The sequence below is a fragment of the Acidobacteriota bacterium genome, assembly GCA_040752675.1.
Classification (GTDB): domain Bacteria; phylum Acidobacteriota; class Polarisedimenticolia; order JBFMGF01; family JBFMGF01; genus JBFMGF01.
The window spans coordinates 5,928-29,718 of sequence record JBFMGF010000088.1 but is presented as its reverse complement, the minus strand read 5'-3'; the positions used below and the strand labels follow the sequence as shown (position 1 = coordinate 29,718).

General features: G+C 51.9%; 16 protein-coding genes. 8 read left to right on the top strand and 8 right to left on the bottom strand.

Features of this window, described 5'->3' with window-relative positions:
• Positions 1–227: 227 nt before the first annotated feature.
• The 4 genes from AB1756_08335 to AB1756_08320 form a co-directional block, all read right to left on the bottom strand.
• Entirely contained in the window at positions 228–794 is a 567-nt protein-coding gene (locus AB1756_08335; GenBank protein ID MEW5807336.1) for an Lrp/AsnC family transcriptional regulator, read from the bottom strand.
• Positions 795–839: 45 nt separating this feature from the next.
• The gene (locus AB1756_08330; GenBank protein ID MEW5807335.1) at positions 840–2,264 is read right to left on the bottom strand and encodes a PLP-dependent transferase; all 1,425 of its coding nucleotides are present in this window, start codon (positions 2,262–2,264) and stop codon (positions 840–842) included.
• 11 nt (positions 2,265–2,275) lie between these two features.
• Positions 2,276–3,688 carry an aldehyde dehydrogenase family protein gene (locus AB1756_08325; GenBank protein ID MEW5807334.1) on the bottom strand — a complete coding sequence of 471 codons (1,413 nt, stop codon included), beginning with the start codon at positions 3,686–3,688 and terminating at the stop codon, positions 2,276–2,278.
• Between the two features lie 71 nt (positions 3,689–3,759).
• Entirely contained in the window at positions 3,760–4,782 is a 1,023-nt protein-coding gene (locus tag AB1756_08320; protein ID MEW5807333.1) for a homoserine dehydrogenase, read from the bottom strand.
• A gap of 318 nt (positions 4,783–5,100) precedes the next feature.
• Here AB1756_08320 and AB1756_08315 point away from each other — a divergent pair, with 318 nt between their 5' ends.
• From AB1756_08315 to AB1756_08305, 3 genes are all read left to right on the top strand, one after another.
• On the top strand, positions 5,101–6,561 hold the full coding sequence (locus tag AB1756_08315; protein MEW5807332.1) for a trimethylamine methyltransferase family protein: 1,461 nt from the start codon (positions 5,101–5,103) through the stop codon (positions 6,559–6,561).
• A 102-nt stretch (positions 6,562–6,663) separates the two neighbouring features.
• Positions 6,664–7,371: a vitamin B12 dependent-methionine synthase activation domain-containing protein gene (locus AB1756_08310; protein ID MEW5807331.1), complete on the top strand. Its 708-nt coding sequence runs from the start codon at positions 6,664–6,666 to the stop codon at positions 7,369–7,371.
• A complete protein-coding gene (locus AB1756_08305; GenBank protein ID MEW5807330.1) occupies positions 7,368–8,009 on the top strand; it encodes a corrinoid protein in 642 nt (213 codons plus the stop codon). Before AB1756_08310 ends, AB1756_08305 begins: the two co-directional genes overlap by 4 nt.
• A 72-nt stretch (positions 8,010–8,081) precedes the next feature.
• Here AB1756_08305 and AB1756_08300 read toward each other — a convergent pair whose 3' ends face one another.
• Positions 8,082–8,369 (bottom strand): RNA-binding protein, encoded by a 288-nt coding sequence (locus AB1756_08300; GenBank protein MEW5807329.1) that lies wholly within the window; start codon positions 8,367–8,369, stop codon positions 8,082–8,084.
• Positions 8,370–8,668: 299 nt separating this feature from the next.
• Here AB1756_08300 and AB1756_08295 point away from each other — a divergent pair, with 299 nt between their 5' ends.
• A complete protein-coding gene (locus tag AB1756_08295; protein MEW5807328.1) occupies positions 8,669–10,108 on the top strand; it encodes an MFS transporter in 1,440 nt (479 codons plus the stop codon).
• Positions 10,109–10,136: 28 nt separating this feature from the next.
• On the opposite strand, the gene AB1756_08290 is transcribed toward AB1756_08295, so the two are convergent.
• Positions 10,137–11,831, bottom strand: coding sequence for a glutamine--tRNA ligase/YqeY domain fusion protein (locus tag AB1756_08290; protein MEW5807327.1), 1,695 nt, complete (start codon positions 11,829–11,831; stop codon positions 10,137–10,139).
• Positions 11,819–13,114 carry a glutamate--tRNA ligase gene (gene gltX, locus AB1756_08285; protein ID MEW5807326.1) on the bottom strand — a complete coding sequence of 432 codons (1,296 nt, stop codon included), beginning with the start codon at positions 13,112–13,114 and terminating at the stop codon, positions 11,819–11,821. The genes AB1756_08290 and gltX overlap by 13 nt, the downstream gene beginning before the upstream one ends.
• A gap of 324 nt (positions 13,115–13,438) precedes the next feature.
• Between gltX and AB1756_08280 the strand changes: the two genes are divergently transcribed.
• Complete coding sequence (locus AB1756_08280) at positions 13,439–15,871, top strand: homocysteine S-methyltransferase family protein (protein ID MEW5807325.1); 2,433 nt, start codon at positions 13,439–13,441, stop codon at positions 15,869–15,871.
• 78 nt (positions 15,872–15,949) lie between these two features.
• Here the strand turns inward: AB1756_08280 and AB1756_08275 are convergent, their stop codons facing one another.
• Positions 15,950–16,834: a TerC/Alx family metal homeostasis membrane protein gene (locus tag AB1756_08275; GenBank protein MEW5807324.1), complete on the bottom strand. Its 885-nt coding sequence runs from the start codon at positions 16,832–16,834 to the stop codon at positions 15,950–15,952.
• Positions 16,835–17,221: 387 nt separating this feature from the next.
• On the opposite strand from AB1756_08275, the gene AB1756_08270 reads away from it, so the two are divergent.
• From AB1756_08270 to AB1756_08260, 3 genes are all read left to right on the top strand, one after another.
• Positions 17,222–20,260, top strand: a complete 3,039-nt coding sequence (locus AB1756_08270; protein MEW5807323.1) for a C25 family cysteine peptidase — start codon at positions 17,222–17,224, stop codon at positions 20,258–20,260.
• 218 nt (positions 20,261–20,478) lie between these two features.
• Entirely contained in the window at positions 20,479–23,538 is a 3,060-nt protein-coding gene (locus AB1756_08265; protein MEW5807322.1) for a C25 family cysteine peptidase, read from the top strand.
• Between the two features lie 46 nt (positions 23,539–23,584).
• On the top strand, positions 23,585–23,791 hold a 207-nt coding region (locus tag AB1756_08260), incomplete at its 3' end, for a phage holin family protein (protein MEW5807321.1).

Below are 23,791 nucleotides of genomic sequence, written 5' to 3'. Positions count from 1 at the left end.
CGAAGATCTACGGGATAGATGTAAAGGGATAATCTCATAGTAACACGCCGAATTTTTACTTTTGCTCCAACTCTCTGATTTTAAATAGGATTCTCGATTGTGTTAAACTATGACTGTCGAACGCAGGATGGCCTGAGCAAGAGACTCTTCCGTAACCTTTGATTCTTTAGCTGCCGAATGTTTCATAGAGTGCTCGGGATGCCTTGTAGAGCGAACCGAAACCCGATCTACGTTGTGTTCTCAGACAGGTTGCTTCCGACAATCACATCGTCCGGAAAGGATTCAGCTGATTGAAAGGCAGGAGCCGATCTTTCCAGCGGTGTCGTCAGGCAGATCTCGGTGGCAGACCGGACAAAACCGGTGACGCGGTGGATCCGCTTGATGAGGAGCTCCTGTAGATGGGCGGTGTCCCGCGCTCGCACTTTGACCCACAGGTCATATTCGCCTGTGATGACATGGATTTCTTCGACTTCCGGTATCGCCTGAAGTTCGGAAACGGTTTGTCCCACGTTCTTGGCAAGATTAGTCCGGAGATGCACGAGTGCAGTCACCGTGTAACCCAGAGCGCGCGCGTTCAACCGTGCCGAAAATCCCTTGATGATCCCGATGCGGCGCAGTTTAGCCAGCCGCTCATGGATTGTAGCAGGTGCAGCTCTGGCGCGTTGCGCGATCTCCGAGAGAGGCATCCGGCCATCCTCCAGCAGAGCAGCCATCAGGCAGCGGTCGATTTTATCCAGCCTTATGAATTCCAGCTGCATGTTCCCGGGTGCATTCTTCACTTTTTTCTTTCTCATAACAATCAACCATTAAATAGCAGTAAGCTAAAAGCTGAAGTTCATCTATTTCTTTGCCTGCCAGAGGGCCTGGTCGATGTCGGCTATGATATCGTCCGGATGCTCGCCGCCAACACAGAGCCGCACCATGTTCGGTGGGATATGCGCCAGCTTCCTCCCGGCTTCGCCCTGCTGCTGATGAGTCGAAATGGCCGGGATCGTGGCGATGCTCTTGATGCGACCCAGATCTGTAGCACGCCAGATCCTCTTGAGTTCATCAAAGAATTTGTGCGTCGTCTCAACTCCGCCCTTCACGCAGAAAGACATGAGATGCCCGTAACGATTGACAGGTTTGCCGTACAGCTCGTCATACTCAGAATCAACGAGCCACATGTACCTGCTCGCCAGCTCATGAAGAGGATGGTCCGGCAGCCCGAGATACTGCACGCTCTCAATCTGCGGATGCTTCTGCAGATACTCGGTGACCTTCATCGTGCTCCGGCTGAAAAGATCCATCTTCGATCGTATCGTCCGCATGTCGTTTATCGACAGGACGGCCTGCATTGGATGAAGGTTGGGACCGTAATCGCGGTTGGGAAGAAACTTCACGTAGAGAGCGAAATCCCGCTTGAGTGCGTCATTCGGGATATTAGTCACAAGGTCCTTTCTGGCGATCACGGCGCCGCAGATCCCAAACCCGCTGCTGGTCAGCGATTTCGTAGCGGACTGTACGACGATGTCGGCTCCATGACAGATGGGCCGGAGCAGCGCCGGAGTGGCGATGGTGCTGTCAACAATAAGAGGGATGTTGTGGCTGTGCGCCAGATCAGCCACGGCTTTGATGTCGAAGAATCCCAGGCCCGGATTGCTCGGGAGCTCACCGTAGAGGAACCGTGTGTTCTTGTCGATCCTCTTTGCCCATTCGTCGACTTTAGTAGCATCCTCAACCCACCGGCATTCTATGTCGCGTTCCTGCATCAGGCGCACACTGAACTGCTGGAATGTTCCGCCGTAACACTGTGCTGTCGCAACAAAATTGCGCGGCTCATGGACATGATGGTGGATGTGTACGAGGAAAGGCTGGACTGCCGTCATGATGGCAGCCATGCCGGAGGATGTGGAACAGCAGGATGTCTCCCCGTCGAAGCCGTACCCTTCCAGCAGGGCAAGGACCCATTCATAATAGTAGGTCGACGGGTTCGCGATGCGCGAGTAGCACCACGTGGGAATTTTGTAGGCCAGGGCGGCAGCCATTTCAGCGGCGTCGCGGTAAGCCTGTGAAGTGCTGAGGAAAACTGGCTCGATGATGGAACCCTGATAATCTTCAATTGCATCTTCCAGAGTGTACAGTCCATGAACGGCAATGGTGTCGAACTTCCATTTCTTGACAACGTCGCGTATGTAGGCGCTGCGCCGCGCAAGGTACTCATTGTTCTTATCAATGTACCATTGCATCTTAGGGGTAATGATGACTTCATCCTGTCCGTACATTTCACAACTCCTTATAAGTTGAAACAGACGACCTTGGGTTCGGTCATCTCCATTAAGACAAACTTGATCCCCTCGCGGCCGAGACCGCTCATCTTGATTCCGCCGAATGGCATCATGTCTATCCGGTAATCGGTAGAGTCATTGACGATGACGCCACCGCAGTCGAGGGCATATATTGCCTTGAACGCCTTATTAAGATTGCTCGTGAAAATGGCTGCGTGGAGACCGTAGTCCATCTCGTTAGCACGCTCGATCGCTTCGTCGAGGCTATCCACCGCATAGAGACTCACAACCGGACCGAAGACCTCATGGCAGTCAAGCCTGGACCCGCGCGGCGTATCGACGAGCACTGTTGGTTCGACAACCGTTCCCCTTCGCCTGCCGCCTGCAAGGACTTTCGCTCCGCCTGTTACGGCTTCTTGTATCCATTTCTCGACTCGGATTGCCTCTTTCTCATCGATCATCGGGCCCATGTCGCATTCTTCACTCATTTTGTTGCCGATCTTGTATTGCTTCGTCCGCGTGACGAACTTCTGTACAAACTCGCCGAAGATACTCCGTTCGATGTATATCCTCTGCACTCCTATGCAGTTCTGGCCGCATGCCCAGAATGCGCCAGAGACACAGTTCTCCACGGTGGGCTCCAGGTCACAGTCAGAAAGCACGATGACGGGGCTGTTGCTGCCGAGCTCCATGCCGATCTTCTTGAGCCCGGCTTTCTTCATGATTTCGAGTCCCGCTTCGGTGCCGCCAGTGAAACTGATCATTCGGATGCGCGCGTCTGTGACGAGCGCGTCGCCAATCTCGTGACCGTAGCCGGTGATGACATTCAAAATGTTGCCCGGCAGCCCAGCTTCCATAAAGGCCTCTGCGAGCTTTAGCGCCGAAAGTGGCGTGACTGTAGCCGGCTTCAACACGATGGAGTTGCCGCCGGCGATAGCCGGTCCAACCTTGTGAGCAACAAGGTTGAGAGGATCGTTGAAAGGTGTAATGGCGGCGATGATGCCAATCGGAAATCTATAATAATAACCGACTCTATTCTCAGAGCCTATGCGGCTGTCGAAGGGGATGGTCTCGCCAATCACCCGGCGCGCTTCCTCTGCCGAGATGGTGATCGTATCTGCGCAGCGGCTCGCCTCCTTGCGAGCTTCTCTGATAGTCTTGCTCCCCTCGTGGGCGATCGTTCTTGCAAAATCCTCGGCCCGTTCCCGGAGAATCGCAGCCGTCTTGTAAAGGATTTCGATCCGCTTGTGCACCGGCAGAGCCCTGTTCGTCTTGTATCCGAGCTCAGCACAACCGATCGCGCGCTTGACATCCTCAACAGACGCCCGAGGTACTGTATCGATGAGTGAATTATCATATGGGTCACGAACATCGATCATTTCTTTCGTGAGTACCCACTCGCCCCCGATCAGCATTTTCATAAGTCCTCCTGTTTGGCTTGAAGTTAAGAATTGCAATGGCCAGTACTACCTTTCGATATCCAATCGGATGATCACCCGATCATCCTGTGAATGTCGAGAAGGTCGGACAGGACTGCGAAACCTGTCTCTTTTCTACCGGCTCCGGGGCCTATTACTGTAACTTCACCCAGCAGATCGGTTACAAACTGCGCCGCGTTTGTGGCATCCATGACCGATGTAAGCGGATTTGCCATCGGAAGCGCTTCCGGAGCTACGGAGCCAACCACGCTGTCGCCATCTCTCTTCAGTCGCCCGATGAGTTTCCATCTCTTCCCATCCGCGGCGGCACGCTTTATGTCATCCAGCGTAAGCTTTGTGATACCGGTGCGAGAGACATTTTCCTTCTTCAACTTCCCGTCCATGAAAGTATTTGCCAGGATGAGAACCTTCCCCATCGTGTCGAACCCTTCGACGTCCCCCGTTGGATCCGCCTCGGCATAGCCAAGCTCCTGCGCCTTTGCCAGTGCCTTATCATATGACATGCCAGTTTCCATCCGGGTCAGGATGAAGTTTGTCGTGCCGTTGAAGATGCCACGGATTTCTGAAAAATCGCAGCCGGCGAGGTTCTTCAGGCCGAACGATATAAGCGGCGTTCCTGCCATTACCGTTCCCTCGAACCGAAACTGAAGCTTCCTAGCGGCGGCCAGCTTTACCAATTCTGCGTAATGCAGAGCCAGCGGGCCCTTGTTGGTAGTCACCGCATGTTTGCCAGTTTCGAATGCAAGCTTCAGGTGAGAGGTTGCAGGCTCTCCCGTTTTCAAATCCGTGTAAGTGAGCTCGATGACGATGGTTGCGTTGCTCTCGCGTATCACGGCTAGCGCATCTTTCCCTAATGATTTCGAGAGGATCTTCTCGGGGCGCGAGAGAAGCGCTTCCGGATCTATGCCGCCCGAGCCAGACGGCACCATGGCAGAGCCTTTCACAAGATCCGAAACTGCTGTAATCTCAAATTCAAATCCATACCTGCGGGCAAGTGCGGCTCTATTCTCTGCCAGAATGGCTGCCAGCCCTTGACCGACATTCCCGAAACCTATGATTGCCAGCTTGTGGATCATAAAATTCTCTCTCTCTCCCTCCTTTAAGATTGCCGATACTAATTGAACCGAATAATATCTTAAAATTATCGGAATGTAAAGAAGAATATTTGGAAATTTATCTTAGAAGGTGAAGAATATATGATTTAATTTTGGATTTTGATTCTATTTTTCAGAATTTAGCTATCAATACCCCAATCACTTCAGATGTATCCTCAAACAGGCCATCGCAGAAAAAATCTAATATGTTATCCTATTAAATCAGAGATGTTGGAAGAAGAACCGGGAATGAAGGAACGTCAGCACGAGAAATAGCGTTAGCACAAAAGGAGCTTGACCATGAGACCCACTCTGCGATTCCTGAGCGATGAGCTCATCGTAAAAATCATTGCAGAGGCCAGGGAGATCCTCTTCGCGCTCGGAATCGAGGTACACAATGAAGGGGTTCTATCGATGTTGTCGGATCATGGAGCAAGGGTCGAAAAGGGACGATTTCGTGCATACCTGACCGAAGAGATCATCAAAAAGGCGCTGCAGACAACGCCTCGCTCCTTTAAGCTTTACGATGTTCATGGGAACGAAACGCACGATCTCTCGGGTGACAATGTCTATTTCACGCCCGGCTCTGCGGCACTGAATATCCTCGATTTCTCTACTCGGGAGATTCGAAAGCCGACAACGAAAGATTACATCGATTACGCGAAAATCATAAGCCAGCTTACAAACATCGCTTCACAGAGCACTGCATTCATACCCTGCGATGTGGTCGACCAAATTTCCGACAGCTACCGGCTCTACGTGAGCCTTCTCTACAGTGAGAAACCGGTTGTGACAGGAGCCTTCACGATCGAATCCTTCGAGATCATGAAGGAACTTCAGGTTCTGGTTCGCGGTTCAGAAGAGGAACTGCGGAAGAAACCGCTCACGATCTTCTCGTGTTGCCCCACCTCGCCGCTGAAGTGGAGTGACGTCACGTCGCAGAACACGCTCGACTGCGCCCGTTACGGTATTCCTGTGGAGTTCATTGCCATGCCCCTTGCTGGGTTCATGGCCCCGGTGACCCTCGTCGGGACGCTCATTCAGCACACCGCCGAAACTCTGAGCGGAATCGTCATCAGCCAGCTTACCAGTCCGGGAGCCCCTGTCCTCTATGGAGGTTCTCCCGCTATCTTCGATGTGCGGTACGAGACGACGCCGATGGGGGCGATCGAAACGATGATGATAGATTGCGCCTACAACGAGATCGGCAAGTATCTCGGACTGCCGACGCAGGCTTACATCTCCTCAAGTGATGCAAAACAGCTTGACGCCCAGGCTGGTCTCGAGAGCTCGATGGGAGCAACTCTCGCCGCCCTGGCCGGGATCAACAGTGTCTCCGGTGCAGGCATGATTGATTTCGAGAGCGGCTTCAGTCTCGAGAAGCTTCTCGTGGACAACGAGATATGCGGCATGGTACAGCGGCTCATCAAAGGGATCGAGCCGAAGGAGGATTTTCCCGCGCTACCACTCTTCCAAGAGCTTCTCAGGGAAGAGCACTTGCTGATCTCGAAGCACACTAGGCGCTACCTCCGGGAGGAGCAGATTTTTCCCGGGCCTGTTATAGACCGAGCCAGCAGGGAACGCTGGAAGGAAGAAGGAGCATCCACACTGAACGAAAGGGCACACCACGAAGTGGAAAGATTGATTCATAGCTACACCCCATCAACGCTATCCGACGCGATTAAAGATGAATTGACAAGGCTGATGGAACGAGAAGCCAAACGCTACGGTCAGGACCGCCTGCCCGAGCGGCCACGTTAAGCCGGGGCTTGGTTTACTCTGCGAAGCTGAGAAATAATATTCTTCATGAAAGGGATAATGCAACTCAATATCCGTGAATTAATTCCTGATAGGATGCTTGTTTTGAAGAGTCAGGGGATTTCAGAGGGGAAACCTGTGCCGGAGAAGATCAGTGCTCTTGTTGAAAGAGCGATGGATCTGGCTGCCGCAGTGGCTAAACCGGTCGGGTTAAAATCGAAGATAAGCATCGAAGATTTCGACCATATATACAGAGGAGAGGGACAGAACGAGCCCGACACCCCGCTCGAGCATATCTTCCCACAAGCCAATCGGCTCGCTCTATTCGCCGTGACACTGGGGAGCGATATCAGCAAAGAGATCGAGATGCTTTTCAAGAGGAACAATTTTGCCCTTGCCTCCATGCTAGATGCAGTCGCTTCACTCGCAGCAGACAGAGCCGTTGGGATCCTGGAGGCGTGCTTTCTAAATGATGTATTTAGAGATAATGAATTTAGCAACGATGCACTTCAGCAGGATACAGCAAAAAGTAAGAATGCTTCTCAGGCTTCTTCTTCCAACATCCTGGTCTTAAGTTACAGCCCGGGATATTGCGGCTGGCACGTCAGCGGTCAGAAGAAAATTTTTGCGTATCTAAGACCCGAAAGGATAGGAATTTCGCTCAACGAAAGTTGCCTCATGATTCCTCTGAAATCGGTCACAGGTGTCTTGATAGCGGGCCCCAGTGAGATTCACGTCTTCGAACCATGCTATCCCTTCTGCCGGCTCTGTAAAGATCGCACATGCCTTGAGCGAGGAAAGAATATTCAATGATGAATCTCTTAAAGCAGATAGTAGAATCTCTGGTTGCAAAGGATGCGGAAAAAGTCTTGGAATTGACAGTTCAGGCCATCCAGCAGCAGATTGCTCCCAGAGACATACTTGATCAAGGCCTAATTGCCGTAATGTCCATCGTTGGAGAGCAGTTCAGGAAACACGAAATATTTCTTCCGGATCTCCTCCTCGCTTCGAAAGCGATGTATGCAGGACTTGAAGAGCTGAAGCCGCTCTTTGCCCGTGGGGAGATTCTGACCTTCGGAAAGGTCGTCATTGGCACCGTCCATGGCGATCTGCACGACATCGGGAAAAACCTGGTCAGCATCATGTTGAAAGGGGCCGGTTTCGACGTCATCGACCTCGGCAAAGATGTTCCTCCCGAACGATTCGTCGAAGTGGCAAAAAAGGAGGAGGCAAAGGTCATTGGCATGTCAGCGCTTCTCACGACTACAATGCCGGTCATGAAGAAAGTGATACATCTCTTGCGAGAACAGGAACTCACCGGCAGGATCAAGACAATTATCGGTGGTGCCTGTGTAACGAAGAACTACGCGGTGGAGATCGGTGCCGATGCATATGGATATGATGCGGCAAAGGCCGTCGAAATCGTCAAGGATATCTTCAGCAAGACTTGAACCACCTGAGAGAACATAAAAAAAGCCCCGTTCATTCGAACAGGGCCTCTTCATCACGACGTCAAGAAACCGTTAAAATCGACCAAATGGTTTTCTTCCGCTTCTTTCCCGGTTTTCCGATCTTGGACGGGCAAGATTGACTGTGATTTCCCGATCGTACCATCTGGAACCATTCAGACTGACAATGGCCTTTTCGGCATCGGAATCTTCCATATCAACGAACCCGAATCCCCGGGACTTGCCCGAGAATTTGTCGGTCATCACGCGTGCCGAGATCACGTTACCGAATTCTGCAAATTTCGCTTCCAGCTCGGCATCAGTCACAGACCAGGCAAGATTTCCTACGAATATGCTCTTCATAGCTCACTGACTCCTTATCTTGAATTTTTCTGCGGATTAATGGATGTAAGTAGCCAACCGATGTTATCGGGACGCGGGCAACCTAGGATGAAAGCGCAGTTCTTTTATCACACTAACCATTAATATCGACCTTTATCGAGAAACATTATGGCATACATTCCTCCATTCATCCATAGATTTATGGAAAATATTTAATTCCGTGCTGGAAGTTTGTTTCATGGTAGAATACGGCTTCATCTGGAAAATTGTCATGAGACTGATTCTTGATCGTTTAAGGAAGGGGGAGATCTCAAGTCTCTATGTCGAAGCAGGGGGCAGAGATTATCGAATGCGAAAAAGGCGGTGAAGATTGCCGCTGGGAGGGTTGCAGAGAAAAGGGACTATCAATGACCCAAAAAGCCAGATTTCCGATGACCTTCTGGTCAGCCAACACGGTGGAACTCTTCGAGCGGGCAGCATATTATGCGGTAGCATCCTTTGTGGTTGTCTACCTTCATGAGACGTTCAACATGGCACCCACAAAGGCTACCTTCTTGAACGGCACGATCCTGTGGGGGCTGCTCTATTTCCTTCCCATTCTGAGTGGAACCCTGGCTGACAAATACGGGTTCAAAAAATCTCTTGGCATTTCGTTCTCGCTTCTTGTTCTGGGATATCTTGTCATGGGGACAGTGCAGAACTTCTGGCCATGGGTCATGAGAGCAGGTGATAGTCCGTATGGCAGTCTGGACTATACGATCCCCATCGTTGTGGGAATACTGCTCATCGGCATAGGTGGCTCCTTTGTTAAGCCGATCATCTCCGGAACCGTACAGAAGACATCGGGAACTCATACGGTTCTGGGATTCGGCATCTTCTACATGACGATAAATGTGGGTTCCATGATCGGACGATTGGTCTCTTACACCGTGCGTGTGAACCTCGGCATCCCGGCCATTTTTTCCTATGTGGCTACATCTTTCGCATTCCTGGGATTCCTGGCCATTCTCTTTCTCTATAAGGAACCACAATACCAGCAACAGGTTCAGGAGACACGGTCGGCCAGGCCCAGGACTCTCGGTCAGGCTATCGTGGGGATGTTCGTGGTTCTGTCGAACTTGAAATTTGTCTTCTTCCTTGTGGTCATCGGGTTCTTCTGGTTCATCTATGTCCAGATCTACAACCTGATACCGCTCTTTCTACGCTTCGTGGACCCGGATGCAGCCGTTGAGCTTTACACGCTTGTAAACCCGATGATGATCGTCTGTTTCCAGTTGCTTATCACTAGGCTGTCCAAAGAATGGACCGCTCTGACCTCCATCATGTTCGGCATTGGAGTAACAGTCGTCGGAATGCTCCTGAACGTGCTGCCGCATGTCATGGGACTTGAGATAACGCAGCGTGTTACGCTTCTGGGTTTGGGCCTTCCCATTGCCGGGATTTGCATTTTGATTTCCATTGCCTCCATGGCTCTCGGTGAGATGTTTGCTTCCCCGAGGATATATCAGTACATTGGCGCCATCGCGCCAAAAGGGCAGGAAGGGCTCTATCTTGGTTACGCCAATCTTCCGCTGGCGATCGGGACAATCATCGGAGCGCCCGTCGGTGGGATACTCTTCACACAGTTCATCGACAGGCCTTTCAAGGCAGGGATGCCCATCCATGCCCCAGTAATGTGGGTCATCGTCGCCGCCATGGGAGTATTCTCTCTTCTTGGAATATACCTCTATGACAAACTCCTTATGAAAAAGGATTCCTGACCCCTTCTTCCATCTAAGATTCTTTATCTTATTTCTCCATCAGGGTATGCCTGAGCTTCGCCCAGGGGTCGCGCAGGGTCGCCGTGCGGTTGAAGATGAGGCGATCGGGTGAGGAGTCGCGCTGGTCCACACAGAAATAACCGAGGCGTTCAAACTGATAGTGGCTGCCGGGAGTCGCATGCTTCAGGGACGGTTCCACCTTGCAAGTTGTCAAAACTTCGAGAGAGTTTGGGTTCAGATAGGTCTTATAGTCCAGTCCCTCGGGAACATCTCCGGGATCCCTGACAGTGAAGAGATGATCATAGAGGCGGACTTCCGCATCGATGGCGAAATCGGCTGGAACCCAGTGAAGCGTAGCCCTGGAAGTGCGACCATCAGGAGCGTTACCTCCCTTGGTTGCCGGATCGTAAGTGCAGTGGAGCTCTTTGATCTTTCCGGTTTTTTCATCTTTGATCACATCGACGCACTTGATGAAATAAGCCCATCGGAGACGGATCTCGCGGCCGGGCGCCAAACGGTAGAATTTCTTTGGAGGCTCTTCCATGAAATCGTCCTGCTCGATGTAGAGTGTGCGCGAGAAGGGCACTTTTCTAATCCCCATGTTCGGATCTTCAGGGTTGTTCATAACATCCATCTCTTCGACCTGCCCATCGGGATAGTTCACGAGGACGACTTTCAATGGATGCAAGACCGCCATCGCGCGCTGCGCCGTCAGGTTGAGCTCCTCGCGGAGGCAGTTCTCGAGCAGCACGAAATCCACGATGCTGTCCTGTTTTGCCACTCCGATGGTGTCGCAAAACTTCCGGATCGATTGGGGGGTAAAGCCGCGCCTCCTCAGGCCTGAGATGGTCGGCATGCGGGGGTCATCCCATCCGCTCACATGCCCCCCCTCGACGAGTTCCAGAAGTTTCCTTTTGCTAAGCACCGTGTTGCTGACGTTGAGCCGAGCGAACTCTATTTGTTGAGGATGGTAGATACCGAGCGCATCGAGGAACCAGTCGTAGAGCTGGCGATGGACCTCGAACTCCAGGGTGCATATAGAGTGGGTGATCCTTTCGATGGAATCACATTGTCCATGCGCCCAGTCATAGGTGGGATAGATGCACCAGGCATCACCCGTCCTGTAATGGTGTGCCCTGCGGATCCGGTACATCAGTGGGTCGCGCATGAGCATGTTGGGATGTGCCATCTCGATCTTCGCCCGGAGCGTGCGGGATTCATCGGGGAACTCGCCTGCTCTCATTCTCTGGAAGAGATAAAGGTTTTCCTCGATTGACCGGTTGCGGTAAGGACTCTCCTTTCCAGGTTGCGTGACGGTTCCCCGGTACTCGCGGACCTGGTCAACGCTAAGATCGCAGACGTAGGCCTTCCCTTTTTTGATCAGATCGACTGCAAGCTGGTACAGTTGCTCGAAGTAATCCGAAGCGTAAAATTCCCGGTCCTCCCAGTCGAAGCCGAGCCATCTTACGTCTTCCTTGATGGAATCGACGTACTCAACCTGTTCCGTTTCCGGGTTCGTATCGTCGAAGCGGATGTTGCAGAGACCGTTGTAATCTCTTGCCAGACCGAAATTCAGGCAGATCGACTTGGCATGGCCGATGTGGAGATATCCGTTTGGTTCTGGAGGGAAGCGCGTGTGGACACGCTGCCCGAACTTGCTGGTCTTCAGATCTTCGTCGATGATCTCTCTTATGAAGTTGACTTTAGGTTTTAATTCTTCCATTCCCCGACGCTCCTCAGTCGTTTAAGCACCTTTTCTTTACCCATGAGCTCCATGATCTCAAAGAGCCCAGCTCCTTTCGTCTGCCCACTGATCGCAACGCGCGCGGGATGAATTATATCAGCCGCTTTCAGACATTTTTCACCTGCAAAATCACGGCAGATCTTCTCGATGTTCTCTTTCGAGAAATCATCAAGCGCCTCGAGCCGCCTGGCGAAAAGCTCGAGGTTTCTTCGGTTCTCTTCTTTCCGCAGGTAGCCGCGCCCCTTCTCTTCGAGCGCAAAATCGTCTTTGAAGAAATACTCCGTCAGAGGAACGAACTCCTGCAGGGTCTTGATCCTGATCTTGTGGAGTTCCACAAGCTTCACGAGGTATTCATCGCTGAATCTGGAAAAATCGGCTCCCGCCGCCACGAGTTGCTCTTTGATGAGCGGGAGGAGTTCTTCCGCCTTCTTTCTCACGATATGCTCGGCATTCATCCAGCGAAGTCTGTGGATGTCGAATTTTGCCTGGACGTCGTTCATCTCTGAGATGTCGAAACGTCTCACCGCCTCGTTCATGGACATCACTTCTTCGCCTTCTCTCGGCGACCATCCCAGCAGGATGAGGTAATTCACCAGCGCTCCAGGCAGGAAACCTTCCTTCTTGTACTCATTCACCGAGATGCCGCCATGCCGCTTGGAGAGTTTCGTGCCATCCATTCCCATGATGAGTGGCATGTGAGCGAATTTCGGTAGCGGCAGGTTAAATGCCTCATAGAAGAGGATCTGCTTAGGAGTGTTGGAGAGATGATCATCCCCCCTCAGGATGTGAGTGATCTCGAGGTCGGCATCGTCGACCACGCAGGAGAAGTTGTATGCCGGTGAACCATCCGATTTGATAAGAACCTGGTCTTTGATCATGTCTGTGTTAAAAGTGACGCTGCCGTGGATCAGATCCTGAACTTCGATCCTGTGTCCTTTTTCCACTTTGAAGATGATGGCATCCCCCTCATGATACGCCTTTCCTGCGTGCAGGAGCTTCTCGGCTTGTTCCCTGTAGAAGGAAAAGCGCTTGCTCTGGAAGATGGGTTCGCCATCCCAGTCGATACCCAGCCAGCGGAGGTCCGTCAGGATCTCATCGAGAAAATGCTGCTGCGATCGATCAATGTCGGTGTCTTCAATCCGGAGCAGGAACGTTCCGCCGGTATGGCGGGCGAAGAGCCAGTTGAAAAGAGCCGTCCTGGCGCTTCCGATGTGCAGATATCCCGTCGGGCTCGGGGCGAACCTGACGATCACCTTCTCCATGTTCTCCGGTCCTTTCGTACAAGAAGTGGAAATCGCCGTTTCTATCTAAATTTTAATGCATTACATATAGCACAGCCCAGCATTAAGAATCAAACCTTTCTGGGAGAGGTGTTCCAGGTCGCCGACTTTTGTTGACATGATAATGTATAATTTGAAATCATTATTCGGGAAGCTGCATGCCAGAGATCGGTGAAAAGAGCGGGATTGCGACTATTGAGAAGAGAAAGCGTAACCCCCGAATTCTTGAAGAATCGGGACTCATTGGGCAATGAAAAATGTTATAGAGAGATTAAAGAAGTGGAATCGATAGAGTAAGATAGATGGATGAATATCGAGAGTGTGAGGGGAAGGAAGATGGATAGAAAAGCATTCAGACAGAGTGTCGAAACTGAGGTTCTGATACTGGATGGTGCGCAGGGGACCTTTCTACTTCGAAACCTACCTGCGGGTTACTGCTTCGAACTGGCCAGTGTCGAAAAGCCTGAAATAGTTGCTGCCATGCATGCGGCTTACGTTAATGCCGGAGCCGACATCATCTCGACAAATACCTTCGGAGCGACGAGGATAAAGCTGCAGGAGTTCGGGCTAGGACATCGAGCAAGGGAGATCAACGCTGCGGCGGCCAGGCTTGCCAGACGAACGGCAGGGGAGCGAGCCTGGGTTGCCGGCTGCATTGGACCAACAGGTAAACTCATCGCTCCGATGGGACCACTTGATTTTGATGAGACATACGAGCTGTTCCACGAACAGGCTCTGGCGCTCGCCGAGGGGGGAGTCGATCTCTTTCTTCTGGAGACCTTTTCCGACCTGAAAGAAGCTAAGATTGCCGTGATGGCCGTCAGGGAAGCAGCGAACATTCCCATTATGGCTTCGATGACCTTCGACGAGGGTTTTAAAACATTCATGGGGACCGACCCGATCACGGCGGCTAATGTTCTCGCTTCTCTATGCATCGATGCCCTCGGCGTAAATTGCTCGACCGGCCCGGAACCGATGCTGGAGGTGCTTGGCCGGTATGCCATCACGACGGAGACCCCTCTATTTGTCGAACCCAACGCAGGGATTCCCCGCCTCGAGGATTCGGAGGTCGTCTATCATATCAGCCCTGATGAGATGGCTTCATACGGGGAGAAGTTCGTGGAAATCGGAGCATGTATCGTGGGCTCCTGCTGTGGAAGCACGCCGGAATACACTGCAGAACTCCATGGGCGTCTCAAGGGCAAGAAACCTCATTCCCGCCGCGTGGAACCTCTGCTGCGGTTATCAAGCCGTTTGCGAACCGTGGAAATCGGACCGGATCTGCCATTCTGCGTGATTGGCGAGCGGATCAATCCAACGAACCGGGAAGAACTTGCAATGGAGATCAGGAAAGGAAAGGTCGGGTTCATCCAGAGGGAAGCCCGCAGCCAGGCAGAGCAGGGAGCACACCTTCTTGATGTCAACATCGGAGTGCCGAATGTGGATGAAGCGCAGATTATGGCGAAAGTCATCCGTGCCATCGAGAACGCTGTGAATACTCCGCTGTCCATCGACAGCGTTAACCCGAAAGCGGTCGAGGCAGCTCTCCGCGAGTCTGCAGGGAAGCCTCTCATCAATTCGGTTAATGGCGAGGAGAAAAGCCTGGAAGCGATGATCCCCCTGGCAAAGAGGTTTGGCGCGGGACTTCTCTGCCTTGCCGTCGGAGGTGGAGGGATTCCGAACAAAGCCGAGGAAAGATTGGCCGTTCTCAAGAGGATTGTGGAACGCGCGGAAAGAGAAGGAATTCCGAGACAGAATCTGATCTGCGACTGCCTGACGCTCACGGTCTCTGCACAGCAGAAGAGGGCCGAGGAGACGTTGAGAGCGCTGCGGATGGTGAAGGAGGAACTCGGTCTTCCCACCGTTCTTGGAGTTTCGAACATATCGTATGGTCTTCCAGAGAGGAGCATCATAAACGCAACCTTTCTCTCCATGGCAATGGCATCGGGTCTTGATGCAGCCATACTGAATCCCGACGATGCACGCATGATGGAATCGGTCCAGGCCGCCTCTGTCCTGACGGTAAGGGATCGTGATTCCCGTGAGTACATCCAGAAGTTCGTTCAAAAGAGGAATAAAAAAGGTGAGGAGAAAGAGGCTGCTCCTGCAATGCTGGAAGATTGGAACATCTTTCAGGCGATGCTGATGGGGAATCGCAATGAGATCGGAATCCTCGTGGAGAAGGCGCTGGCCTCGGGCAGATCGGCATTGGAAATCAACTCGCAGATCCTCATCCCAGCAATACAGGAAGTCGGACGCAAGTACGACTGCAAGGAAATCTACCTTCCCCAGATGATGCTCGCAGCCGAAACAATGCAACAAGCTTTTAAAATTCTTGAGCCGCATTTTGGAGCCGCTGAGGCGGCATTTCACGCCACTGTCCTTCTCTGCACGGTTAAGGGGGATGTCCACGATATAGGGAAGAACATCGTGGCTCTCTTCTTGAAGAACCATGGCTTCAAGGTCATCGATCTGGGGAAGGATGTTTCGGTGGAAGATATCGTCCGAAAAGCGCAGGAAGTTCAGGCCGACATAGTTGGGCTCTCAGCACTGATGACAACGACGATGGTCGAGATGCCCGTCGTCATCGAAGCTTTGAGGAAGGCAGGATCGAAGACAAAGGTAGTTGTTGGAGGAGCCGTCGTGACGAAGAAATACGCCCAGGATATAGGAGCTGATGGATACGGAAAGGATGCGGTCGAAGCCGTTAAAACAGTCAAATCCCTCGTGGCGCAGTAATTTGCTTTCTTGATATTCTCTGGACTCTCCCTGACTTCTCAATCATAGACTTCCGCAGTGCTTCGTCCTGGTTCTCATTCAATCCTCATCTTCTTTATCTGAGCTCACCTTCACCCGGGTTTTCTTCCACTCCCTTTTCCCTTCGTCCGGTTTCTCCTTCACTATTACAGAAAGAAGGATGAATGTGATAAGGATCAACGCAACGATTAAAAGTGAGATTGAAGTTGAAACCTTATAGACGTCCATCAGGAGCATCTTCAGGCCGACGAAGAAGAGGATGAGTGCTATGCCGAACTTCAGGAACCGGAAGAGTTTCATGATATTCGCGATGACGAAATACAGGGAACGCAGCCCCAGGATGGCAAAGATGTTTGACGTGATGACGATGAAAGGATCCTGGGTGATGGCGAGGATGGCCGGGATCGAATCAAGAGCAAACATCAGGTCGGAGCTTTCGAGAACCAGAACGACGATGAACAGAGGAGTAGCCGCGAGACCATGCTCCGACCTTGTGAAGAATTTACAGTTCACGTAATCTTTCGTGACTGGAAAGAGCTTTCGAAACCATCGCACGAGGGCTATCTTATCCGGGTGCGCCTCTTTTTCTTTAGTGAATGCCATCTTGTAGGCAGCCCAGAGCAGAAGCAAACCGAATATGTAGATGATAGGGTGGAAGAGATAGATCAGCGCGACTCCGAAGATGACGAAGATGATGCGAAAGACGATGGCGCCCATAATACCCCAGTTCAGCGCCTTGTGCTGCTGCCTGGAACCCACTCCGAAATAGGCAAAGATCATGATGAAGATGAATAGATTATCCACGCTGAGCGAGTATTCGATCAAATAGCCAGTGAGGAACTCGAGCCCTTTTTGTGTTCCCTCGAAGTGGAAGACAACTGCCGCGAATAGTAACGCAAGAATGACATAGATTATAACTCTTGCTGCATCTCTCTTAGGTATCATCTCAACCCGCCTGATAATCTCGCATCATTGTTACAAACTCGATTGATTCTCTTATCTCCCTTGGGAATCATGCGCCACCATGCCAGATAGATTCGAGTCGTTACCTCAAAAAACAGTCAATTATCATATCCTTCTGTGGAAATACAGGTCAAGGCTATTTCTTCGCAGTTTTGAATCTTTTGGCATTGACTGGGCTTTGATCACAGCGTATATTCTAAAAATTAAATGGCTTTTTAGCATAGGGAGGGGGCAAAAGATTCCAAAAAGCCAATGAAGCTCATCCAATAACTGAAGGGTACATGTTTGGATAGAATTTTGATGAATTGGAGTGCTATTCGTGATAGAATTATTAAAACATTATTAACATTATTAAATAATGGGGACTTTATGAGATCTGCAGAATCAAGGTTCTTCTCAGGCAGTAACTACTTGAAAGGCTGCAGCCGCATGGTTGTAACCTTTGCAAGAATATCTCTGGCCATGCTCGTATGCTTGCTTGTTTTACCGGGGATATTCGCTCATGGCAGCAAGGACGTTAATATAAAGGTTATCTCTGACTCCGGGAACCGGATCGTCCTCAACTTCAAGATTGAAGATTATAAAATGCAGAGCTTCAAGCTTGGTGGCGATGAGTATGTCCAGGTCTGGATTCCTGGTGAAGGGAACTTCGTTGAGAAGGGGGCGCCATCACTCCCGCACGTAAACCGGAGTATCATCATCCCCGACGACCAGAAGATGATAATCAATGTTCTATCAGCCAACTATGAGGAGAGATCTCTCAAAATAGCTCCATCGAAGGGGCTCATATCCCGTAAGATCGATCCGAGCATGGTCCCCTATGAATTCGGAGCAGTCTATAAGGTTAATGCATTCTATCCGGGTCCGCTCGCCACCCTCGGTGATCCCTACATCATGCGCGATTATCGCGGACTCACCGTGCAGATCAATCCATTCCAGCACAATCCGGTCACGGAAACCCTGCGCATCTACAGCGAGATCACCGTCGAAGTGTCAGCCATCGGGCAGGGAGGAAAGAATGTCCTGGACAGGAAAGGTATAAAAAGATCGCGCATCCCGGCGTTCGAGGAAATTTACGCTCATCACTTTCTTAACTACACGAGAAGCGAGTCTGGAGGAAGTAGCCCTCAAAGCGAATTGAGCTCCGCATACAGTCCCCTCGATGAGCAGGGAGACATGCTCATCATCGCCCATGACCCCTGGATCCCGAACCTCAATGCATTCGTCTCACACAAAGCGACGATGGGGATAACGGCGAATGTCGTTGGAGTCTCAACCATCGGCAACGACGCAACATCTATCAAGAACTACATCCAGGAAGTCTACGACACAAGCGACCTGGCATGGGTTCTCCTTGTGGGAGACGCTGCTCAGGTGGCAACTCCTTATGCCAGTGGCGGAGCCTCTGACCCATCCTACTCAAAGCTTGCGGGGAACGACGACTACCCCGACATCATGGTGGGACGATTCTCCGCTAATTCGGTGGATGAGGTAGACACGCAGGTTCAGCGGACTATCGATTACGAGGCAGCGCCGGCCAACGATCAGGAATGGTTCTGGCGTGGCGTCGGGATCGCCTCGGCGGAGGGAGCCGGGCAGGGAGATGAGGGACAATCGGACCAGGAGCACATCGAGGAGATCCGCGGATGGCTTCTCAATTTCGGCTATACGCTCGTCGATCAGATTTATGACCCGGGAGCGACTGACACACAGGTGACCGATGCAGTCAATGCAGGCCGTGGAATCATCAACTACTGCGGTCACGGGTGGGCTCAGGGGTGGGGAACCACTGGCTTCGACACGAACGACGTCGAGGCTCTTGTGAACGACAACATGCTTCCATTCATCATCTCGGTTGCATGCAACAATGGGGAGTTCGACCACTACGACCCATGCTTCGGAGAGGCCTGGCTGCGTGAAACGAACGAGAGCACAGGCGCACCGACAGGCGCCATCGGGGCCTACATGTCGTCGATCTCGCAGAGCTGGGCTCCGCCGATGGAAGGACAGGACGAGTTCAATTTGCTCTACACCGATCCCGGCGAGCCTTACACCAGCTACGGCACTATGTGCTTTGCCGGCTCATGCTCGATGATGGATGTATATGGCAGCGGGGGCGTCGACATGTTCAATACCTGGATCGTCTTTGGCGACCCGTCTGTCAGGATCATTGGGACGGCATCGAAACTGGTCTATGAAAGCCACACCATCGACGATAGCGATCCGGACTATGGAAATGGAGATGGCAACATCGACTATGGCGAGACGATCCGGATGGCAGTCACGCTGAAGAACAACCAGACAGAGCCTGCGACCAGCGTCTGGGCCATCCTTTCGACGAGCAGTAGCGGTGTTGAGATCAGGGACAAAGTTGCCTACTATCCCGATGTCCCGGGAAGCGGAACGGCGCAGTCCAATTTCCCGCACTTCACTTTCACCGTGAGCAGTGGGTGCGGAAGCGACATCAGATTCAAAATGGAGATCCATCACGACAACGGTCTCACCTCATATTCTTCCTTCACAGTCAAGTCGGGCCTGAAGGTGGAAACGACCTACTTCCAGGATGACATGGAGACAGACAAGGGCTGGACGGTAAGCGGGACCGAGACGACCAACAATTGGGTCAGGGAAGACCCCTACGGCGTCTGGGACGATGGCGGCAATATGGTGCAGCCGCCGGATGATACGACTGCGGCTCCAGGCGTCAAGTGCTGGGTCACTGGGAACCCCAATCCCAAAGGAAAATTCAACCCCGGAGACGGTGATGTAGATGCTCTGGCCGTGCTCGAATCTCCTGTTTTTGATGCTTCGGGAGCATCTGCTCTGACGCTGCAGTTTAACCGCTTCGTCTATCATTTCAAGAACACGGACTTAGACAACAGCTATTTCGACATAGCGATCTCAAATGATGCTGGTGCAAGTTACCATAATCTCGAGACGGTCGGCGGAATGGCCAATGAGTGGCAGACAAAAAGCCTTAACGCATCAGGTGCCGTGACACCAACATCGCAGATGAAGATCCGTGTGAGGGTCGAACAGGCGGGGTATCCGATGGGAGATTTCGTCATCGATGCTACTCTCGATGACGTGAGGTGTTATGGAACGCATTACGAATGTCAGAGCTTCGTGCCTCCGGCAGCAAATCCACCGAATCCTGTCGGCTCATCTCTGAGAGTGGTCAAGGAAAACGCTAACGTCAAGTTGATCTGGGAAGAGCCACCGATTGATGCCAGCCACGACGCTGCGACGTTGTATCGCATCTACCGTTCCAGCCAGCCGAACGCCGGCCTCACGCAGATCGCGACAACTACAGCCACCTTTTATCTCGATCTCAACGAGTTAAACACAACAGATAGCTGGTACTACAAAGTTGTTTCTGAGAACGGCGGCGGTACCTCAGACGAATAACCGCATCGCCGACCATAGTATACTCATCTTTCTAATAGCCGAGGTTTCAAGCTTCGGCTTTTTATCAAGCAGAATCCCCTGGCTAATTTACAATCAAGAATGTTACCCTACTTTTTCGGTATTGTATTCAGTTGTAAATCGAAGTATATTCAGATTGAAAATGAGTTTTGGCCTTTGATTTTGTTGCAAATAAATTGTTAATCGATGGCGAGGGGATTATGAGATCATCGAAATTGTGCCTTCTTTTTGCAGTCACTGTTGCGCTTTTACTGGTTTATCCGCAAGACCTCTCTGCTTACGATTTTGCCTCAGAGGCAGTCAAGATCGACGTTGTTTTGGATAATGCTAGCAGAATCATTCTGAGATACAAAGTTGATGACTATCAATTGCAGCATGTACTCATCGGGAATGAGGAATACATTAAGATCTGGATTTCAGGTGAGGCGACCTTTCATGAAAAGGGATCGCCGGCTCTGCCGCACATTAGCCGCAGCATCATCATCCCCGACGACCAGTCGATGGCGGTTCAGGTGCTATCGTCGGCATACGAGGAGAGATTCATGAAGATAGCCCCATCGAAGGGGCTCATATCCCGTAAGATTGATCCGAGCATGGTCCCTTATGAATTCGGAGCCATTTACAGCGCCGATTCGTTCTATCCCGGTCCGCTCGCGGTGCTTGGCGAGCCCTACATCATGCGTGACCATCGCGGAATCGTCGTGCAGGTCAATCCGTTCCAGTACAATCCGGTCTCGGGAGTTCTTCGTGTCTATACTGATATCACCATAGAGGTGACGGCAGCAGGTCCTGGCGGTAAAAACATCCTCGAACGGATCGGATGGGAGAGAACCCGCATCCGTGCCTTCGAAGAGCTTTACCGCGCCCACTTCCTTAATTATACAGAGAGGGCAAGTTGTTTGAATGGTGTAGCGAAGGGCTCCACCGAGGAAAGTGAAGGGGTCAATTGTAACAATAGACCCGATTCCCAGAATTTAGAAACTAACACTTTGGATACAAACAGTCTGCCTGAATACGGTTCGACTCAGGAATCCGCCATGGGAAGCACCTTCTATAATCCCTTGGATGAGGAAGGAGATATCCTGATCATTGCTCACGACCCGTGGATCTCCAACCTTGATCCGTACGTCACGCACAAAACAGCGAAAGGCTTCAACGTTAACGTAGTCGGAGTCTCGACCATCGGCAACGACCCGACGTCGATCAAGAACTACATTCAGGATGTTTACAACACGAGCGATCTTGCATTCGTCCTTCTTGCAGGAGACGCTGCCGAAGTGGCCACACCTTCACGGCAGGTCGGCTGGGAGAATGGTGCATATGATCCATGGTACTCGAAGCTTGCTGGCAATGACGACTATCCCGACATCATGGTGGGACGCTTCTCGGCGCAGGCCGCTGCTCAGCTTGATACCCAGGTTCAGCGGACCATCGATTATGAAGAGATGCCCGCCTACGGCCAGGACTGGTTCAAGCGTGGTACAGGAATCGCTTCGGCGGAAGGAGCCGGCCAGGGCGATGAGGGGCAATCGGATAAACAGCACATGGAAGAGATCCGTGGATGGTTGCTTGGAGCCGGCCACACCCTCGTGGACCAGATCTACGACCCAGGCGCAACGGATACGCAGGTAGCGGATGCGCTCAACGCGGGACGTGGCATAATCAACTACTGCGGGCACGGCTCGGCGACGAGCTGGGGTACGACCGGATTCAACGTGGCTGACGTGGATGCCCTCGTCAACGACAACATGCTCCCGTTCATCGTATCAGTAGCATGCAACAACGGAGAGTTCCACCATTACGATAAATGCTTCGCCGAGGCGTGGATGCGGGCGACGAACGAAAGTACCGGTGCGCCAACGGGTGCCATTGGAACATACATGTCATCTGTCTCACAGTACTGGGCGGAACCAATGGAAAGTCAGGACGAATTCAACCTCAAGTTCACCGACCCGGCGCAGCCTTACAGCTACTATGGAACCATGTGCTTTGCCGGAAGCTGCTCGATGATGGATAAATATGGATATTCTGGCGTCGACATGTTCGACACCTGGATCGTCTTCGGCGATCCATCCCTGCGCATCCTGGGACCGCACGGACTCAAGGTGACGCCCGATACAGGAATGGACGCTTCGGGTCAGGCAGGTGGACCCTATGATCAGATGAGCAAAGATTACACGCTGGAGAATCTGGACGGAGTACCGATGGATTATCAGGTTACGGCGTCTGCGCCATGGGTAACCATCACCAATCCGACAGGAACGATCCCCGGCAGCGGATCTGTTCAGGTTACAGTCATGCTGAACGATGCGTCAAGGAATCTCGACAACGGCCATTATTCCGCGACAGTTGATTTTGTCAATCTCAGGAATCATGATGGCGACACGACGCGGCCTGTCAATCTGAAAGTGGGGATGATTGCGATCAAGCTCTGGACACTCGATACTGATCCGGGCTGGAGTCGCGAAGGACAGTGGCAGTATGGGAAGCCGACAGGAGGTGGCGGTGGACAGGGTCTCTACCCGGACCCGACCAGTGGAAGAACCGGCTCCAATGTCTTCGGCGCTAATATCGATGGCAACATCTCAAAGAATACTACCGGTTCTTTCTATCTGACGACTGATGCAATTGATCTGACATCATGCACTGACGTAAGGCTGATCTTCCAGAGATGGCTCAACACATCGGGCCCGCCGAAAGTTAACTCCATCGTGGATGTCTCGAACGATGGAACCAACTGGACGAACGCATGGTCGAGCAGCGGCAAGATTGCGGAGAACGCCTGGGCGCTGCAGAGCCACGATATCTCCGCAACGGTGGATAACAGGAACACCGTTTACATCCGCTGGGGCTACAGGGTGAACGAACGGCTCATGAACAATGAGAGTAGCTGGAACATCGATGATATCAAAATAGAGGGAATGACTCCGACATCTAAGATCACACTATACGTGGACAGGAGTCGGCTCACCTGGACATCTGTAATGGGAGCGATCGGTTATGACATTGTACGCGGCAGCTTAAATGCGCTGCTCGACACAGGAGGAGATTTCATCGCAGCGACCGATTCCTGCCTCGGCAACGACCTGAACGGCACCTCACTGGACTATACCGAAAACCCTACGGGGGCCGGTCAGGGCCACTGGTTCCTCGTCAGGGGCGTTTCCATCACAGGGCCCATGACCTACCAGTCACTGGCGGGAAGCCAGATCGGCCTCCGCGATGATGAGATTAATTCTGCATCATCATCATGCCCATGACGAACTGTTAAAAAGCAGTGTCTTCTCTATGATTTTAAGAATTCTTATGAGGGTACTTGCAAACGCCTTGCTATTGTATGCTGTTGCTTATCTTGTTCCCGGGATAACATACAGCGGTGATTTCCTTACACTGCTCCTTGCCGGCCTGGTCTTGGGAATCATCAACCTTTTCATCAAGCCCATCGTTGTTCTTGTGTCATTGCCAGTGATACTGCTCTCCCTGGGATTGTTCTACTTTATTATAAATGGGCTC

Excerpts from the sequence above, each read along its gene's own strand:
- AB1756_08335 (MEW5807336.1), bottom strand. The coding sequence starts at position 794 with ATGAGAAAGAAAAAAGTGAAGAATGCACCCGGGAACATGCAGCTGGAA.
- AB1756_08330 (MEW5807335.1), bottom strand. The coding sequence starts at position 2,264 with ATGTACGGACAGGATGAAGTCATCATTACCCCTAAGATGCAATGGTAC.
- AB1756_08325 (MEW5807334.1), bottom strand. The coding sequence starts at position 3,688 with ATGAAAATGCTGATCGGGGGCGAGTGGGTACTCACGAAAGAAATGATC.
- AB1756_08320 (MEW5807333.1), bottom strand. The coding sequence starts at position 4,782 with ATGATCCACAAGCTGGCAATCATAGGTTTCGGGAATGTCGGTCAAGGG.
- AB1756_08315 (MEW5807332.1), top strand. The coding sequence starts at position 5,101 with ATGAGACCCACTCTGCGATTCCTGAGCGATGAGCTCATCGTAAAAATC.
- AB1756_08305 (MEW5807330.1), top strand. The coding sequence starts at position 7,368 with ATGATGAATCTCTTAAAGCAGATAGTAGAATCTCTGGTTGCAAAGGAT.
- AB1756_08300 (MEW5807329.1), bottom strand. The coding sequence starts at position 8,369 with ATGAAGAGCATATTCGTAGGAAATCTTGCCTGGTCTGTGACTGATGCC.
- AB1756_08295 (MEW5807328.1), top strand. The coding sequence starts at position 8,669 with ATGTCGAAGCAGGGGGCAGAGATTATCGAATGCGAAAAAGGCGGTGAA.
- AB1756_08290 (MEW5807327.1), bottom strand. The coding sequence starts at position 11,831 with ATGGAAGAATTAAAACCTAAAGTCAACTTCATAAGAGAGATCATCGAC.
- gltX (MEW5807326.1), bottom strand. The coding sequence starts at position 13,114 with ATGGAGAAGGTGATCGTCAGGTTCGCCCCGAGCCCGACGGGATATCTG.
- AB1756_08280 (MEW5807325.1), top strand. The coding sequence starts at position 13,439 with ATGAATATCGAGAGTGTGAGGGGAAGGAAGATGGATAGAAAAGCATTC.
- AB1756_08275 (MEW5807324.1), bottom strand. The coding sequence starts at position 16,834 with ATGATACCTAAGAGAGATGCAGCAAGAGTTATAATCTATGTCATTCTT.
- AB1756_08270 (MEW5807323.1), top strand. The coding sequence starts at position 17,222 with ATGAGATCTGCAGAATCAAGGTTCTTCTCAGGCAGTAACTACTTGAAA.
- AB1756_08265 (MEW5807322.1), top strand. The coding sequence starts at position 20,479 with ATGAGATCATCGAAATTGTGCCTTCTTTTTGCAGTCACTGTTGCGCTT.